Origin of the sequence: Hymenobacter glaciei (assembly GCF_039539585.1) — a bacterium.
Lineage (GTDB): Bacteria > Bacteroidota > Bacteroidia > Cytophagales > Hymenobacteraceae > Hymenobacter > Hymenobacter glaciei.
In genome coordinates this window covers 151,443-168,329 of the sequence record NZ_BAABDK010000032.1, presented here as the reverse complement: position 1 = coordinate 168,329, position 16,887 = coordinate 151,443, and the positions used below count along the sequence as shown (strand labels likewise).

The 16,887-nt window shown below is 60.9% G+C and carries 9 protein-coding genes and 1 pseudogene; 6 read left to right on the top strand and 4 right to left on the bottom strand.

Translation table 11 applies throughout. From position 1 onward, the window contains the following. Window positions 1-6: 6 nt before the first annotated feature. Window positions 7-3,597, bottom strand: coding sequence for a T9SS type A sorting domain-containing protein (locus tag ABD837_RS21605; protein ID WP_345058753.1), 3,591 nt, complete (start codon window positions 3,595-3,597; stop codon window positions 7-9). Between the two features lie 434 nt (window positions 3,598-4,031). Between ABD837_RS21605 and ABD837_RS21600 the strand changes: the two genes are divergently transcribed. Next, window positions 4,032-4,670, top strand: coding sequence for a DUF4142 domain-containing protein (locus tag ABD837_RS21600; RefSeq protein ID WP_345058751.1), 639 nt, complete (start codon window positions 4,032-4,034; stop codon window positions 4,668-4,670). Between the two features lie 75 nt (window positions 4,671-4,745). Here ABD837_RS21600 and uvrA read toward each other — a convergent pair whose 3' ends face one another. Beyond that, window positions 4,746-7,790, bottom strand: coding sequence for an excinuclease ABC subunit UvrA (gene uvrA / locus ABD837_RS21595; protein WP_345058749.1), 3,045 nt, complete (start codon window positions 7,788-7,790; stop codon window positions 4,746-4,748). Between the two features lie 397 nt (window positions 7,791-8,187). On the opposite strand from uvrA, the gene ABD837_RS21590 reads away from it, so the two are divergent. Further along, the gene (locus ABD837_RS21590; RefSeq protein ID WP_345058747.1) at window positions 8,188-8,910 is read left to right on the top strand and encodes a hypothetical protein; all 723 of its coding nucleotides are present in this window, start codon (window positions 8,188-8,190) and stop codon (window positions 8,908-8,910) included. Window positions 8,911-9,014: 104 nt separating this feature from the next. Further along, entirely contained in the window at window positions 9,015-9,623 is a 609-nt protein-coding gene (locus ABD837_RS21585; RefSeq protein ID WP_345058745.1) for a hypothetical protein, read from the top strand. Between the two features lie 118 nt (window positions 9,624-9,741). Here ABD837_RS21585 and ABD837_RS21580 read toward each other — a convergent pair. Continuing rightward, window positions 9,742-10,020: pseudogene (locus tag ABD837_RS21580) on the bottom strand (amino acid--tRNA ligase-related protein); the annotation flags it as partial. Between the two features lie 116 nt (window positions 10,021-10,136). Here ABD837_RS21580 and ABD837_RS21575 point away from each other — a divergent pair. Further along, on the top strand, window positions 10,137-10,610 hold the full coding sequence (locus tag ABD837_RS21575; protein WP_345058744.1) for a hypothetical protein: 474 nt from the start codon (window positions 10,137-10,139) through the stop codon (window positions 10,608-10,610). 78 nt (window positions 10,611-10,688) lie between these two features. Here the strand turns inward: ABD837_RS21575 and asnS are convergent, their stop codons facing one another. Further along, window positions 10,689-12,083: an asparagine--tRNA ligase gene (gene asnS / locus ABD837_RS21570; RefSeq protein ID WP_345058742.1), complete on the bottom strand. Its 1,395-nt coding sequence runs from the start codon at window positions 12,081-12,083 to the stop codon at window positions 10,689-10,691. A gap of 180 nt (window positions 12,084-12,263) precedes the next feature. Here asnS and rpoN point away from each other — a divergent pair, with 180 nt between their 5' ends. Next, window positions 12,264-13,856: an RNA polymerase factor sigma-54 gene (gene rpoN / locus ABD837_RS21565; RefSeq protein ID WP_345058740.1), complete on the top strand. Its 1,593-nt coding sequence runs from the start codon at window positions 12,264-12,266 to the stop codon at window positions 13,854-13,856. Window positions 13,857-14,030: 174 nt separating this feature from the next. Then, the gene (locus tag ABD837_RS21560) at window positions 14,031-16,871 is read left to right on the top strand and encodes an ATP-binding protein (RefSeq protein WP_345058796.1); all 2,841 of its coding nucleotides are present in this window, start codon (window positions 14,031-14,033) and stop codon (window positions 16,869-16,871) included. Window positions 16,872-16,887 lie beyond the last annotated feature (16 nt).

The following is a 16,887-nucleotide window of genomic DNA, read 5'->3' as shown; positions in this document are numbered from 1 at the left end:
TTGGTGTTAGCGCAGTTTCACCACGCGTTGCGTCAGACTCAGGCCAGCACTTTGCACGTGCACCAGGTAGAGGCCGGCCGGCAGGTCGGTTAGGTTCAATGCCTGCGGCTGGTCGGCCCGCAGCTGGGTTGTGCTCAGCACTTGGCCTGTGAGGCTAAGCACCTGCACGGCATACGTGCCGATGGGCAGCAACGCCAGGCTACACGTGACGTCGGTGGCTGTTGGGTTGGGGTAGAGCAGAATGGTGGCAGACGCTTCGCTACCGGCAAACCGAACCGTTCGTACAGGCGAGTAAGCGGTACTGCCATCTTGGTCGACTTGGCGCAAACGGTAGTAGAGCTGGCGGCCCAAGCGAGCAGCGCCGGCATCGCGGAACGAGTAAACGTGTTGTTGCGTGCTCGTACCCTGGCCGCTAACCTCGCCAACGGGCGCAAATCTTTCGCCATCGATGGAACGCTCAATTGCGAAATAGGCGCTGTTTTTTTCTGAAGCAGTTGTCCAGGTCAATACCGCATCGCCGTAGCTGACGCTGGCGTCAAAAGCCGAAAGCTCGACGGGCAGTGGTCCCGTGTAGTTAACGGTTGCCGTGCCCACTTGCTGGGTACAGCCGGTTGTCGAGTTGGTACCCTTCACGGCGTATGTAGTGCTGGTGGCCGTAGTATTCAGGCGGCCGGTGGGCAGGTTCAGGTTGCCGCCGTTGCCGGGCTGAGGCGAACCGACGTTGGCGTTGGTGCTGGCATTGGTGAGCTGATACGACACGCCAGATTCCGAACTCTGCACCACCACATTGGTGCCTTGCACAGCTGCCGTGTTGGTCGAAACCGTGCTGGCCTGCGGCGTAACGGTGCGCGTGAGCGGCAATGGGTTCACTGTTAGGCTCACCGAACCCGAAGTCTGCTGGCAGTTCACGGCCCCGACGCTGAACGTGTTCAATTGCAACGGGTAGGTGCCGGCAGTGCTGTAGACGGGAGTTGTGAGCACAAGGTCGGTCCCGGTTCCTACTTTCGACGCGCCCACGTTGGTGGTGTTGCTGGTGTTTTGCAAGGTGTAAATGATGCCCGCCTCGGCATTGGTCACCGTGAATGACGTGGCGTTGTTCTGGCAAATGGCAGTGGGCGCAATGGATTTAGCGGCCAGGGTGGCGCACCCTACCGGCACGGCGTTCGATAGGCCCCCTTCGGCCTGCCCTGCCAGCGTGGCCGTGGCCGTTAGCACACCGCCGGCGTACAGGTCGGGATACGCGGTGTTGGGCGCGACACCGCTGCCGCTGCTCAGGTTGCTCAACGTCCAAACGTTGCCGGCCTGCACGGTGGTGGTCACGGGGTTGCCGTTGGCATCGAGGAGCGGGTAGCCGTCTTCGTAAATAGTGATGACAGTCCCCACCGCTGTACCAGCCGGCACCGTACCCGTGACCGAGGTGCCACCCTGCACGTAGGTGCCCGTGATGGTAGGCACTATGGCGGTGCGGGTGAGCACGGGCACGACGTTCGAGAAGCCGCTGCTACCGTAGTCGGTAGGCGTTACCGTCGCTTTCACGCTGCTGTTGGCAACCAAAGCAGTCGTGGTGAGCGACCAGGTGCCGTCGGCCTGCACCGTGGTGGTGTAGGTGGCGGTAGCGGTGCCAGTGCCGTCGAGGCTGCTGTAGGTCGTGAGCGTAATGGTGGAGCCGGGAGCTTCCACCGACGTACCCTTCACGGTGGTGCCGCCGGTGTAGAGTGGGCCGGCCACAACGGGCGGCACTACGGTGCGGGCCGTTACCACGTTTAAGGTAACATTGGCCGAAACGCAGGTGGTAGAGTTGGCGGTAGCCGAGATGGTAAGCACGCGGCCGGTGGTGAGTGTGGGCAAAGTTGCCCCCGTAAAGTTGAAGGTGCCAGTTGTTGCTGTTATGTTGCTAAAGCGGTTGCCATCGATGGAAAGCGTTACAATGGCTCCGGTCACGGCCGTGCCGGCAATGCTGGTGGTGGTGGGGGTAATGGGCTTGGGCGTTGTCACGACCGGAGTGGCCGTAGCTACTGCGTTGATACACACAATGGCCGGCTTCGATTCGCAGGTGGTGCTGGGAGCTTGCTGCGATACCAAGTAAGTACCTTGCAGCGCGTCGGGCTGTCCGTTGGTGCAAGTTGAGTTGCCGCCCCCAGAGGTAAAGAAATAGACGCCTGCAGCATCTGCAATAACAGGGTTGGCGTTCAGGTTTTTGGTGCGGTCGGCAAGGCCCACTAGGCTACCATCGGGGTAGCGCAGGTATACCGTAGCCCCAGGGATTGCAGTTCCGTAAATGCCCCGGTCGCCGGAGCAAGTAATGCCGGGCGTTGCCGTGGCACACGCCGGAGCGCCGCCTACCTGCACTTCGTTGGAGAAGGTCGAAACCGACTTGCCCGGGGCCGTAGCCGTCGCTTTCACCAGATTGGTGGCTGCCAGCGGGCCAATGCCCGTCAGCGTCCAGGTGCCTCCGGCTTGCACCGTGGTGGTCGTGCCGAGCGCTGTGCCGTTCACGTACACGGTAATCACGGTACCCACGGCCTCGGTTGAGGTGCCCGATACCGAGGTGGCTCCCTGCTGAATGGGTGAGCTCACTACCGGCGGCGCGGTGCGGGCCGAAATGCTGCCTCCGGGCGGCAGCGAGCCCCCGGAAGTGGGCGTGAACCCGCCAATAAGTTCGAGAAAGCCGTTGTCGGTGTTGGGGGTAGCGGTATCGTTGATGCCCCCAATGTCGGAGATGTTCTGGGTGTGCGTCACACTATGCGGGGCGATGATGGTGTTGGCCACCATGCGTAGCGAAGTGCTCAGCGAAAACGGCACGGCCGTGCCGCCGGTGCTGTTGAAGAACGTGCGGCTGCCGAACTGCGCCTGAATGACGGACAGCGGCATGTAGAAATCGTAGAACACGTCGAGGGTGCCGTCGTTGGTGGTGGCGGCGATGGCTTTCTGCGCGTAGCTGGCGTAGGGTAGCTCAATCATGCTGCCGTCGGGCCCGGCCAGGTTGTCAAGGCCCTTATCGGTGGGGTTGGTGGTGCCGTCGATGTTGTAGAGGCGCACGCCAAAGTTCGAGGCCAGCAGAATTTCCATCTCAAAACCGGGGTTGCCCGCCACGGCATTAGGGTCGGCATTGGGCCCCGTAAATCCAAACTTGTTGTCGGTGTCGATGGCAATGCTGTAGCCCTTCGAGTTGGGCGCGGCTCCGCCCAGCCGGAAGCGAAACATGTAGTTGCTGTTGGCATCGACGTAGAAGCCCACCGTGCCGCCGCCGCCGGGCACATCGGCGAAATCGGTAAACTTGGTGCTCGGCCCCACCCGTAGGTCCGACATCGGCTCGTTGGTGATGCGCTGAGGCAGGTAGCGGTAGGGCAGCTCGCTGGCAGTACCAAGGTCGTTGGTGCCCGAAAAGCCGGCCGAGGTAGCCGACACATAGCCGTCGTTGTTGGGGTCGAGCACGGCCGCCCCGGGTGTACCAACGGTTGCCGCCTTAAAAATGAGGCCCGTGGTAGGAGTCTGGGCCCAGGTGGTAGTGGCTACCATTGCCAGCAATACCACCAGCCAATACGTGCCGTGTGGCATGCGGCAACCAGCAAAAAGGGGAGTAAAAATTCTTTTCATACAGGCAATTGGTTGAAAAAATGACATTAAGCAGAAAGCACAACTAGTTCTTTAATATTTACACAAACCACTGGTTATCTGGGTTTTCACTATCCGACAAATGTATAAATAATGTATGTTTATTGACAAGCTTACTTGTCGAAATATTGTTATTATTTCACGAGGCCCTAAGTGAGCAGCACCGCCCTGCGCTATCGGGCTCTTGCGCATTCTGATAGGGGTCCAGCGGTGTGTGCTAACCACTCTACTGCACTAATTGTTAAGCTGCTTGCTTAAACCCGCACCCCGCGCGGAAAAGGCTTTTCATTTGGTGCACTACCGCTCAGCTTATACATATTACCCCTGTCGGAATGTAACATATTCCCTAAACCATTGCGTACTACCACTAAAAACACGCCTTGCGCGCCTCTTTCCATCACTCCCATTCCAACCTTATGAAACGCACCCTCCTTCCCCTCCTGGCTTCAGGCTTGCTCGCCCTCACCTCCTGCGGCGACGGCAGCAAAACCGCAGAAAACGGCGCTGCGACCGACAGCAACATGGCGAATACTCCCGCTGCTGGGGCCGATACTGCCTCCACTTCTGATGCCATGTCTGGCAGCGGCACTGCCATGGGCGACGCCAACGGCCCCACCGGCCCCCACAAAGACGACAACGAATTCATGATGACGGCCGCCCACAGCGACCAGAACGAGATTCAGCAAAGCAAGATGGCGCTGGCCAAAGGCGTGACTGGCATGGCCAAGGAAATGGCTAACAAGATGATTGCCGACCACAGCAAATCGACGGCTGATTTGAAGAAAATTGCCGACAAGAAAGGCGTAAAGCTGCCCACTGACATGGACGCCGAGCACAAAGCCATGGCTCCTGCCATGGAAAAGCTCTCGGGCAAGGATTTCGAAGCCAAGTACCTGGCCCAGATGCAGGCCGACCACCAGAAAACGGCCAACACCATGATGGCCCACGAAAAGATGACTCAGGATGCCGACCTGAAAGCTTTCATCGGCAAAACACTACCCGTGGTGCAAATGCACCTGGGCATGGCCCAGAAAGGCAACGACATGAAGATGTAATCTTCGGTTGAGCAACGCAAAAGGCCGCTTCAGGAGACTGAAGCGGCCTTTTGCATTTTATTACCTGTTGTGTAATTACCCAGCCGCATACTTGCTCGTCCGCAGTTCCTCGGCCAGGAATCGGGCCGTGTGGCCCTTGCCCGATTTGGCCACCTGCTCGGGCGTGCCCTGGGCCACAATGAAACCGCCGCCCGCGCCGCCCTCGGGACCAATGTCGATGACGTAGTCGGCCACTTTAATCAGGTCGAGGTTGTGCTCGATGATAAGAACGGTGTTGCCTTTGTCGGCCAGCTTCTGGAGTACGTCGGCGAGGTGGTTGATATCCTCGAAGTGCAGGCCGGTGGTGGGCTCGTCGAGGATGTAGAAGGTCTTGCCGGTGTCCTTTTTGCTGAGTTCGGTGGCCAGCTTCACGCGCTGGGCCTCGCCGCCCGAAAGTGTGGTAGCCTGCTGGCCCAGCGTGAGGTAGCCAAGGCCGACCTCGTTCAGGGTCTTGATTTTGCGCAGGATGCGGGGCTGATACTCAAAGAACTCCACAGCCTTCTCCACCGTCATGTCGAGAATGTCGGTGATGGACTTGCCTTTGAAGCGTACTTCCAGCGTTTCGCGGTTGTAGCGGCGGCCTTTGCAGGTTTCGCAGGGCACGTGCACGTCGGGCAGGAAATTCATCTCGATGGTGCGGATGCCGGCACCCTCGCAGGTTTCACAACGCCCGCCCTTCACGTTGAAGGAGAAGCGCCCAGGGCCATAGCCGCGGATTTTGGCTTCCGCCATCTCCCCAAATAGCTGCCGGATTTCGGTGAACACGCCGGTGTACGTAGCCGGGTTCGAGCGCGGCGTGCGCCCAATCGGCGACTGGTCCACCTCAATCACCTTGTCTACCAAATCCAGCCCCTCAATGCTGCCATAAGCCAAGGGCTCGCGCTTGGCGTTGAAGAAATACTGGTTCAGAATCGGGTACAGCGTGTCGTGGATGAGCGTGCTCTTGCCCGAGCCCGACACACCCGTTACGGCCACGAGCTTGCCTAGCGGCACCTTCAGGGTCACGTTTTTGAGGTTGTTGCCCTTCGCGCCCTTCAGCACCAGCTCGGTGCCTTCGCCCTTGCGCTTCTTGCGCTGCATCTCGATGTGCTTCTGCCCGCTGAGGTATTGCGAGGTGAGCGAGCCGGAATTGAAAATCTCCTGCGGCGTGCCCGAGGCCACAATGTGGCCGCCGTGGATGCCCGCGCCGGGGCCAATGTCGAGCACGTGGTCGGCGTGCAGTATCATGTCCTTGTCGTGCTCCACCACAATCACCGAGTTGCCGATGTCGCGCAGGTGCTGCAGGGCCTTGATGAGCCGCTCGTTGTCGCGCTGGTGAAGGCCAATGCTGGGCTCGTCCATGATGTAGAGCACACCCACGAGCTGGGTGCCAATCTGGGTGGCGAGGCGGATGCGCTGGCTTTCGCCGCCGCTGAGCGTGCGCACCGGGCGGTGCAGGTTGAGGTAGTCCAACCCTACTTCGAGCAGGAAGCCGATGCGCTTGCGGATTTCCTTCAGCAACTCGCGGGCAATTACGTTCTGACGGTCGGTTAGGCGGCTTTCCAGGTCCTCAAACCAGGCTGCCAAGTCGTTCAAGTCCATCACCGACAGCTCGCCGATGTGCTTGCCGTCCATCTTGAAGTGCAGGCTTTCCTTCTTAAGGCGGTAGCCCTGGCACTCGGGGCAGGGCTGGGCCTGCGCGTACTGCGCAATCCACTCCCGAATGTTGTCCGACTCGGAATCCATCTGCCGCCGCAGGAAGGGGATAATGCCCTCGAACACCTCGTTGTACATGCCTTTGCCGCTATCGGCTTCGTCTTCCGAAATGCCGTGGAGCAGGCGCTTCAGCAGCTCCTCAGGCAGCTTGTCGAGGGGCGTATTCAGGGTGGCCTTGTTCTTCTTGAGGATGAGCGACAGTTGCTGGAAAATCCAGATGTCACGGTACTCGCCCAGTGGCGCGATGCCACCCCGGCTAATGCTCAGCTTGCGGTCGGGCAACACGGCTTCTTCCGTGATTTCCTGCACGTCGCCCAAGCCGTTGCAGGTGGGGCAGGCGCCGTAGGGCGAGTTAAACGAGAAGGTGTTCGGTGCCGGGTCATCGTAGGCGATGCCGGTGGCGGGGTCCATCAAAAAGCGCGAGAAGAACTGCGGCTGGCCTTTTTTGGCATCAGGGTCGAGCACCAGCATAGTGCCTTTGCCGTGCGTTAGCGCGTTCTGCACCGAGCCCGAGAGGCGAAACCGGTCTTCCTCCTTCACCAGCAGCCGGTCAATCACGATTTCGATATCGTGGATTTTGTAGCGGTCCACCTGCATCTTGGGCGTGATGTCGAGGATTTCGCCATCGACGCGCACCTTGGTGAAGCCCAGCTTGGCAATCTTCTGAAAATCCTCGCGGTAATGGCCTTTGCGGCCTTTTACCACCGGCGCCAGCACCACCAGCTTCTTGCCATCGAAGTGCTTAATGATGTAGTTGATAATCTGGTCGTCGCTCTGCCGAATCATCTTCTTGCCCGTGGCGTAGCTGAAAGCTTCGGCTGTACGCGCGTAGAGCAAGCGCAGGAAATCGTAGATTTCGGTGATGGTGCCCACCGTGGAGCGCGGGTTGCGCGAGGTGGTTTTCTGCTCGATGCTGATAACCGGCGACAGGCCCTCAATCTTGTCCACGTCGGGCCGCTCCAGCCCGCCCATGAAACTGCGAGCATAGGCCGAAAACGTCTCCATGTAGCGCCGCTGCCCCTCGGCGTAGATGGTATCGAAGGCCAGGCTCGACTTGCCCGAGCCCGAAATGCCCGTGAACACCACCAACCGGTTGCGCGGAATTTTCACCGACACGTTTTTCAGGTTGTGCTCGCGTGCGCCGTACACCTCGATGTACTGCGCCTCCAGATGCTTGGATGCGGGGCTATGGCCGTTGAGTTGGCCGTGCACGTGCCCGGTCGTGGGCCCGGCAGCCGGCATTTCGGCGAGGTCGCGCACGGCGGCAGCCGTTTCGGCAGCGGCCGAAGCACCGTTTTTAGCAGAAGTCTTCTTGACGGTTTTCGGAGCTTTGGCTTGCGCCATTGGGGCTTCGGTAACCGGAGTTGCGGTGGATTTTTTGGCCATTCAGGAACGCAGCGAATAAGTGCGTAAAGGTACGGAAGAAGGGAGCCCGAAGACTACGAAAACGAGCAAATTGCCAGCCGCGTTAGCCAACCCATTGGGCCGGGCGTTGGTGCATAACACGGCAGCCGGGTGGTTTGTGCCCGCAGTTGGCCCCGATGAGCAAGCTGCAAGCAAGCGGACTTCCATTTTAAGTAGTTAAAGCCTCGTACAACACCAACCCCAGCTCCGCATAACCATCACACCTTCAGCACAGATTCGTTTCTGTACCCTTCCTGTGATAGGTCTGGTAATAATATTCATCGTTCACTCCCATTCACCCGTCATCTTGGCACTTGCCTTGCACCTATAGCTGCGGCGGTAGCCTTGGTGCCGCGCCTCATTCCTTACCTCAATCGTCATGAAATCCCTCGCTACACTTATCGGCGCCGCTTTGGTGGGCGCGCTTGCCTTGTTTGCCGCTCCTACCGCTCAGGCGCAAGTGGGGGTAAACATCAACATTGGCGCACCGGCTTGGGGGCCGCAGGTTTCCTACGGCACGCAGTACTACTACATCCCCGAGATTGATGGCTACTACGACCTGTACTCGCAGCAATACATCGTGTTCGATGACGGCTACTGGGTGCCCCTGCCGGAGTTGTATGGCTACGACCCCTACCAATTCCACCCGGTGGTTATCCAGTACCGGGGCCGTGAGCCCTGGTGCCAGCGCGACTACTATCACCAGCGCTACGCCTACCAGCCTTACTGCAACTACAGCCGCGGCTATGGCAACGGCTACTACAGCAATGGCTATGGCCGCAGCAACTACCCCAGCGGCGGCTACTATGGCGGCGGCCGGGGCCACTACGGTGGCGGCCGATACAACAACGGTAGCGGGTACGGCAACGGCGGGTACGGTAACAGCCCACGTGGCGGCCAGGGCCAATACCCCAGTGGCGGCGGTAGCTACGGTGCCAACCCTCGTGGTGGGTACGGTAGCCAGCCACAACAGCCGCAGTCGGGCGGCAATGGTAGCTACGGTGGCGGCCATGCCCATGGCAGTACCGGCAATAGCCCTAGTAATAACGGGCAAGGCACCAGCGGCCACAGCCAAGGGAGCGGCCGCCATGGCCGTGACTAGCTCGGCAGTACTCAACTTGCCGCCCAGAAACTTAGTATAAAGCCTGTGCCCGGCCGGACACGCGTCCGACCGGGCTTTTTTATTCACCTCTTGAATTCCTGCTGATGAAACGTCTTCCCACCCTGCTTTGCGCGGCCCTGCTGGGTAGTGCAGCCCTTGTGGCGGCCCCGGCCGCCCACGCCCAGATTAACATCAGCATGGCCCCACCCAGCTGGGGGCCGGCCGTGCCCGCTGGTGCGCAGTACTACTACATCCCCGAGACCAACGGGTTCTACGATGTGGCGGCCCGCCAGTACGTAGTGCGCCGCGATGGCAACTGGATTCGCACTGCTACCCTAGCGGGTTATAATCCCACCAATTTCCACCCGGTAGTGGTCGACTACGTGGGCGCGCAGCCTTGGTCGCGCTACGACGAGTACCGTACCCGCTACCCCCGCGGCGGCAATCCCAGCAACGGCGCGTTGCCCCCCGGCCAGGCCAAAAAGCAAGGCTACCGCAGCAACCCCAGCAACGGGGGCCTGCCGCCCGGGCAAGCCAAAAAGCAATACCGCAACCGCGACGCCGATAACCGCGACCGGAACCACGACGGCGGAATTTATATTCCCCTCCCCGGCGTACGCCAGCCCGATGGCCGCCGCGACGACGACCGTGACGATGATGACCGCGGTAAAGGTCGTGGAAACGGCAAAAACAAAGGTAAAGGCCGCGACTAACGTCTCATTCCAACCAAAAAAGGCAGCCCTTCGCGGGGCTGCCTTTTTTGCTGCGCTTTGTCAACCCAGGCCAGCGAGCTAAAGGAAGCACATTAAAACCCGGTCCTGCGCTGGAGACTTAAAACGCTGCGTTTTTGGGGTAGCGCGGGAAGGGAATTACGTCGCGGATGTTGCTCATGCCGGTCACGAACAGCACGAGGCGCTCGAAGCCCAGGCCGAAGCCCGCGTGCGGCGCGCTGCCGAAACGGCGGGTATCGAGGTACCAGTCGAGGTCTTCGGTGGGCACGTGCATCTCGGCCATGCGGGTGGTGAGCTTGGTGTAGTCCTCCTCGCGCTGCGAGCTGCCGATGATTTCGCCGATGCCGGGAAATAGCGCGTCCATAGCGCGCACCTCGGCAGCAGTTTTCCGGCTCTGAACTTGGCCACTCACAGTAGTGTACACCCACCGTCCTGGCTTGGCACTGTCCTTGCCAAGGCCAGCTCACAGTTCATCTTCTCAACTAAATTTGTCCCATGAACACGCTTCAGAAAACGCTTTGCGTGGCCGTACTCGGCTTGCTGTCCCTTGCCATCGCGCCCACTGCCCAAGCCCAAACGGCGGTGGTCAACCCCACCCAACCCAACTGGGGCCCTCCTACGCCGTTGGGTGTGCAATATTATTACGTACCTGAGATTGCGGGCTACTACGAACTTGCTACCCGGCAGTACATAGTGCAGCGCAACGGCCAGTGGATACGCACGGAGACCTTGCCTGGCTACGACTCAGCGAACTTCCACCCTGTTATCCTTGACTACAACGGTACACAACCTTGGGTGCGTTATAATGAATACAGCAACAAGTACCCGAAGAAAGGGCACCCACACGGTATGCCTCCTGGCCAGGCTAAAAAGATGCAAGACGGCGGCAACGGCGGCTACAAACGCGATGAAGGCGACCGAGACGGTGGCAAGTACAAAAACAAGGGCAAGAACAAAGACAAAAACTAGTGGCTCACTAGACCTCTGAACTCACAAAAAAGGCGGCCCGATGGCCGCCTTTTTTATTTAAAACGCTGTTTTCTTCATTTAAAACGCTGCGTTTTTGGGGTAGCGCGGGAAGGGAATCACGTCGCGGATGTTGCTCATGCCGGTCACGAAGAGCACGAGGCGCTCGAAGCCCAGGCCGAAGCCCGCGTGTGGCGCGCTGCCGAAGCGGCGGGTGTCGAGGTACCAGTCGAGGTCTTCGGTGGGCACGTGCATTTCGGCCATGCGGGTGGTGAGCTTGGTGTAGTCCTCCTCGCGCTGCGAGCCGCCGATGATTTCGCCGATGCCGGGAAATAGCACGTCCATAGCGCGCACGGTGCGGCCGTCATCGTCCAGCTTCATGTAGAAGGCTTTGATTTCCTTCGGGTAGTTGGTGAGGATAACGGGCTTCTTGAAATGCTTCTCGACCAGGTACCGCTCGTGCTCCGACTGCAGGTCGGTGCCCCAATCCACGGGGAATTCAAACTTCTGCTTCGCCGATTTCAGGATATCGACGGCCTCGGTGTAGGTGAGGCGCTGGAAGGCGTTCTCGACCACAAAGTTGAGGCGGCCGAGCAGTTCCTTATCATACTGCTCATTGAGGAAAGCCAGGTCGTCGGCGCAGTGCTGCAGGGCATAGCGCACCAGGCTCTGGAGAAAGTCCTCCGCGAGGTCCATGTTTTCTTCGAGCTCGTTAAAGGCCACTTCGGGCTCAATCATCCAGAACTCGGCCAGGTGGCGGGCCGTGTTGGAGTTCTCGGCCCGGAAGGTGGGACCGAACGTGTAAATACTGCCCAGCGCCATGGCCGCCAATTCACCCTCGAGTTGGCCCGACACGGTGAGGTTGGTTTGCTTACCGAAGAAGTCCTGGGTGTAGTCGACCGAACCGTCCTCGGCCAGCGGTGGCTTGTCGGCCGATAGCGTGGTGACGCGGAACATCTGGCCCGCGCCCTCGGCATCGGAGCCGGTGATGATGGGCGTGTGGACGTAGAAAAAACCGTGGTCGTTGAAATACTGGTGCACGGCGAAGGCCAGCGCGTGCCGGATGCGCAGCACCGCGCCAAACGTGTTGGTGCGGGGGCGCAGGTGGGCGATGTCGCGCAGGTGCTCGAGCGAAGTGGCTTTCTTTTGCAGCGGGTAAGCTTCGGCATCGGCCGCGCCCAGCACCGTAATTTCAGTAGCCTGAATCTCGACCGCCTGGCCTTTGCCCTGCGACGCTACCAGCATGCCCCGAATGGCCACAGCCGCGCCATTGCCCACGTCTTTGAGGCTTTCCTCGGGGAAATTCTCGGCGGCGGCCACGGCCTGAATGGTGTGGATGGTGGAGCCGTCGTTCACGATGATGAACTGCACGTACTTGTTGCCGCGGCGGGAGCGAACCCAGCCTTTAACCAGGACTTCGCGGTCGAGGTCCTGGCTGGCCAGGAGTTCTTTGACGGTGGACCGTTTGAGGGACATAACTTGCGGGGAAGCGGATGAATGAGCAAAGGTAGGGCGCAGCCTTTGCTGCGCCATGCCCAGCCATGCAAGCGAACAACGCCGGCACCGACGCAGCAAAGGCTGCGCCTTGCGTCAACTTTTCAGGCTCAAGCGCAGTAAAATTGACCTCCGCCTCCTCCTTTCCGTACTTTCGTCATTATGCAACGCCTCGACCTCAAACAGCTCCTCTCCCAAAAGCTTAGTCCGCAGCAGATTCAGTTTATCAAGCTGCTGCAAATCCCGACGGCGGAGCTGGAGACGCGCATCAAGGAGGAAATGGAGGTGAACCCGGCGCTAGAAGAGGACGAGCCGGACGACACCGAGGAGCTGGAGCGCGACGAGGACGACTCGGACGACGATGACCCGGATGCCAGCCTCGACAACGACGAAAACACGCTGGATGAGGACTTTGAAGACCGCAGCAGCGGCAACGACGCGGAAACGGCCGACGAGATGCCGGAGCCCGAAATCCAGCCCAAGGACGAAGGCCCGGCCGACAGCGAAACCGCCGCAGACAACACCGACCTCGACCTGAGCGACTACCTCAACGACGACGAAATTGCGGGCTACAAGATGCAGGGCGACGGCCCCGGCGAGGAAGAAGAGCGCGACACCCCGCTGGCCGACACCAGCGGTTCGCTGCTCGATTCGCTGCTCGACCAGCTGCATTTCGCCAGCCTCGACGAGCGCCAGGAGGCCATCGGTCAGCAGCTCATCGGCTCGATTGACGGCGACGGCTACATCCGGCGCGACCTCTCGGCCATTGCCAACGACCTCGCTTTTTCGCAGAACCTGGAGGTAACCGTGGCCGAAATTGAGGCCGTGTTGCGCGTGGTGCAGCAGTTCGACCCGCCCGGCATTGCCGCCCGCGACCTGCCCGAGTGCCTGCTGCTGCAACTGGAGCGCCGGCCCCAGGACGAGAACACGGTGAACGCCGAGCGCATCCTCACCGAAACCTTCGACGAGTTCAGCAAGAAGCACTACCCGCGCATTCAGCAGAAGCTGGATTTGGAGGACGACGAGCTGAAAGAGGCCATTGGCGTGATTCTCAAGCTAAACCCCAAGCCCGGCGGCAGCGGCCCCAGCGGCCTGGGCAAAACGCAGTACCTGATGCCCGACTTCATTCTGACGAATGACAATGGCGTATTCAACCTCACCCTGAACGCCCGCAATGCCCCCGAGCTGCGCGTGAGCCCGGCCTACACCGAGATGTTCCGGACCTACGACAAGGCGGCCAAGAAGGACCAGAAAATGAAGGAGGCCGTGACCTTCGTGAAGCAAAAGCTGGACTCGGCCAAGTGGTTTATCGACGCCATTCGGCAGCGCCAGAACACGCTGCTGCGCACCATGAATGCCATTGTGGAGCTGCAGCGCGACTTCTTTGCCGAAGGCGACGAGGGCAAGCTGAAGCCCATGATTCTGAAGGACATTGCCCTGCGCATCAGCATGGACATTTCGACAGTGAGCCGGGTGGCCAACTCCAAATCCATCCAGACGGAATTCGGCATCTATCCCCTCAAATACTTTTTCTCGGAAGGCATCGCCACCGACTCGGGCGAAGATGCCAGCAGCCGCGAGGTGAAGAGCATTCTGAAGGAGCTCATCGGCAAGGAAAGCAAAGAGCGCCCCCTAAGTGACGACAAACTGGAGAAGATGCTCAATGCCCGCGGCTACAACATTGCCCGCCGCACCGTGGCCAAGTACCGCGAGCAGCTCAACATTCCGGTAGCCCGGCTGCGCAAGGAGCTGTAGGACTTTTTGAGTGCAATTGGCCGTCATGCAGAGCGCAGCGAAGCATCTTTACCGCCGAAGTAATTGATTTTACAATTGCGGTAAAGATGCTTCGCTGCGCTCTGCATGACGGGCTTTTATAACGTTCTTTATCCTTTCCCTGGCTATCCCCCTTCTCGTATCCCACCCGCTTTGATGCAACCTGACCACCTTCCTTCCGACCCGGCGGCGCTGCGCGACCTCTACCTGGCCGAGCGTGCCCGCCGTGTGCAGGCCGAAGAAGCAACGGCACAGCTGCAAGCCCGCGCCCAGGTACCCGAGTTGAACCCCAACCCCGTGCTGCGGCTCGATGCCAGCGGCACGCTACGCTACGCCAACGCCGCTGCCACGCCTATTGTGGCCGAATTGATGGCGGCCGGCCCCTCGCGGTTGCGCTCGCAGCTGTTGCAGGCGATGGGCCAGGCCCTGCGCCAGCAGCAACTCGAGCAGCAGAGCATCACGGCAAACGGCCTGTTTTACGTACTCTCGGCCGTACCGATTGCGGAGGACAACTCGGTACTGTTGTTCCTGACCGACGTGACCGCCCAGCGGCAGGCCGAGCAGGCCGTGGCCGACCAGCGCGAGTTCTACGAAACCATTATGGCCTACCTGCCAGCGGTGGTGACCGTGCTGGGCCCCGATGAGCACTACCGCTACGTGAACCCCTACGCCGAGCCCGACCCAGTAAGGCGGCGCGCGCGCATCGGCCGCACCTTTGCTGAACACTGCGCCGTGCGCGGCCTGCCCCCGGAAGTAGCCCTGCGCCGCCACCGCCTGTTCGAACGGGCCGTGAGCACCCGTGCGCTCGTGAGCTGGGAGGAGCGCTGGCCCGGCCCCGACGGTACGCCCATGCTGTACTGGCTGTGCTACTACCAGCCCGTGTTTGGGCCGGGTGGGGTGCTGCGCCAGGTAGTGTGCTACGGCTTCGATATTACGACCCGGCGGCTGGCCGAGGCGCGCACCCGCCAGAGCGAGGCCCAGGTGAAAGCCCAGCAAACCTTTACCGAGCAGGTGCTCGACCTGGCGCCCAACCTCATTTACGTGCGCGAGCAGTACCGTACGGGCCACCTGAGCCGCATCATCTTCCAGAACCGCACCATGGCCCTCATGCGCGAGCGCCTGCTGAATCTCACCGGTTCCGACTCGCTCGATGAGGCCCTGCGGCCCGACGACATCCAGGCCATTGCCAAAGCCGATGAAGAGGCCCTGCGCACGGGCTCGTCGGTAACCAGCGAAGACCGGGTGGTGCTGCCCAACGGCGACGAACACTGGTTTCAGAGCGTGCGCCGCCCCATTACCATGGCCGATGGCACCGTGTGCATACTGGGCGTGAGCACCAACGTTACCGACTTAAAAGCCGCGCAGCACGTAGCCGAGGCGGCCGCCGTGGCCCGCGAAAACTTCCTGGCCAACATGAGCCACGAAATACGTACGCCGCTAAACGGGGTGCTGGGCATGACCGGCCTATTGGCCAAAACCTCGCTCAGCGAGCAGCAGCGCAATTACACCGACATCATTCAGTACTCGGGGCGCCACCTGCTGAACGTGGTGAACGATGTGCTCGACATGGCCAAAATCACGTCAGGCAAGCTGGAGCTGGAGCAGCGCGTATTCAACCTGTGTGAAACGACGGCCCACGCCACCGAACCGCTGGTGCTGCAGGCCGCCGAAAAAGGCATTCGGGTGTTGAGCACCCGCCTGAGCGAGTCCTGCTCCCTGCCCTGGGTAGTCGGCGACTCGCACCGCATCAACCAGATTCTGCTCAACCTGCTGGCCAATGCCGTGAAGTTCACGCCCGCCGGCGGCACCATCACGGTAGGCAGTTACCTAGTGAGCGACTTGGATGAGACACTTACCGTCGAGTTTCGGGTGACCGATACGGGCATTGGCATTGCGCCCAACAAGCTCGAGACCATCTTCCAGGAGTTTGCCCAGGCCTATGCTGACACTACCCGGCAATTTGGCGGCACGGGACTGGGGCTGAGCATTAGCCGGGCGCTGGTAACGCGCATGGGCGGCCGCCTCACGGTGCAGAGCGAGTTGGGCCAGGGCAGCTCCTTTGCCTTCACCCTCACGCTGCCCAAGGCCTCGGCCCAGCAATTGGCTCCGTCGGCCCCCGCCCAGCCGCTGCCCGAAGCCGCCGTGCGCGGCCGCCGCGTGCTGCTGGTCGAGGACAATCCTGTGAACCGCGAAGTGGCCCTGTTGCTGCTCGAAAGCCACGGCGTGCTCGTGGACGAAGCTGGCAGCGGCCTGGAGGCCCTGGACTTGTTCGAGCTGCACCACTACGACGCCATCCTGATGGATATTCAGATGCCGGGCATTAATGGCCTGGACGCCACGGCCCGCATCCGGGCGCACGCCGACGCCCGGCGGGCGGCAACGCCCATCCTGGCCCTCACGGCCAACGCTTTTCCGGCCGATGCGGAAAAGTACCTGGCAGCCGGCCTGAACGACACCCTGCCTAAGCCCTTCGACGAGGCCGAGCTCCTGCTGAAACTGGCTGGCCTCATTGCCGGTACGCCGGCGCTGTTGTCGGCGCCGGCCGGACCGGTGGCACCGCCCCCGCGCCGCCGACGCAATGCGCGCACCGCCACGTTGCCCACAGCGGTGGCGGTGTCGGTGGCCCGTCCCCGTCCAGTCCTCCCCGTTCCAACCACCGGTCCGCTTCCGGTATTCGACCTCGGCTTGCTGCGCCAGACGGCTCACGGCAACACCACGTTCATGAACCGGGTGCTGACCTCCTTCCATACCAACACCCCCGCCAGCGTAGTCGAGTTGCGTGCTGCCGCTATCGCTGCCCAATGGCCAGCCGTGGCAGCGGTAGCGCACAAGCTGCGCCCCTCCCTGCGCCTACTGGGCGCCGCCAGCCTAACCCCGCTGCTCGACACCGTGGAAACCCTGGGCCTCCCCGCACCTGAACTCACCGCTGCCGCCGAAGCCTTGCAACAGGGCTTGGAAGAGCTACTGGCGGCGCTTCCGAGACAAGTAGAAGCATAAGCGCCGCTGACAAATT

Coding starts and splice junctions, on each gene's coding strand:
- ABD837_RS21605 (WP_345058753.1), bottom strand. CDS start 3,597: ATGAAAAGAATTTTTACTCCCCTTTTTGCTGGTTGCCGCATGCCACAC.
- ABD837_RS21600 (WP_345058751.1), top strand. CDS start 4,032: ATGAAACGCACCCTCCTTCCCCTCCTGGCTTCAGGCTTGCTCGCCCTC.
- uvrA (WP_345058749.1), bottom strand. CDS start 7,790: ATGGCCAAAAAATCCACCGCAACTCCGGTTACCGAAGCCCCAATGGCG.
- ABD837_RS21590 (WP_345058747.1), top strand. CDS start 8,188: ATGAAATCCCTCGCTACACTTATCGGCGCCGCTTTGGTGGGCGCGCTT.
- ABD837_RS21585 (WP_345058745.1), top strand. CDS start 9,015: ATGAAACGTCTTCCCACCCTGCTTTGCGCGGCCCTGCTGGGTAGTGCA.
- ABD837_RS21575 (WP_345058744.1), top strand. CDS start 10,137: ATGAACACGCTTCAGAAAACGCTTTGCGTGGCCGTACTCGGCTTGCTG.
- asnS (WP_345058742.1), bottom strand. CDS start 12,083: ATGTCCCTCAAACGGTCCACCGTCAAAGAACTCCTGGCCAGCCAGGAC.
- rpoN (WP_345058740.1), top strand. CDS start 12,264: ATGCAACGCCTCGACCTCAAACAGCTCCTCTCCCAAAAGCTTAGTCCG.
- ABD837_RS21560 (WP_345058796.1), top strand. CDS start 14,031: ATGCAACCTGACCACCTTCCTTCCGACCCGGCGGCGCTGCGCGACCTC.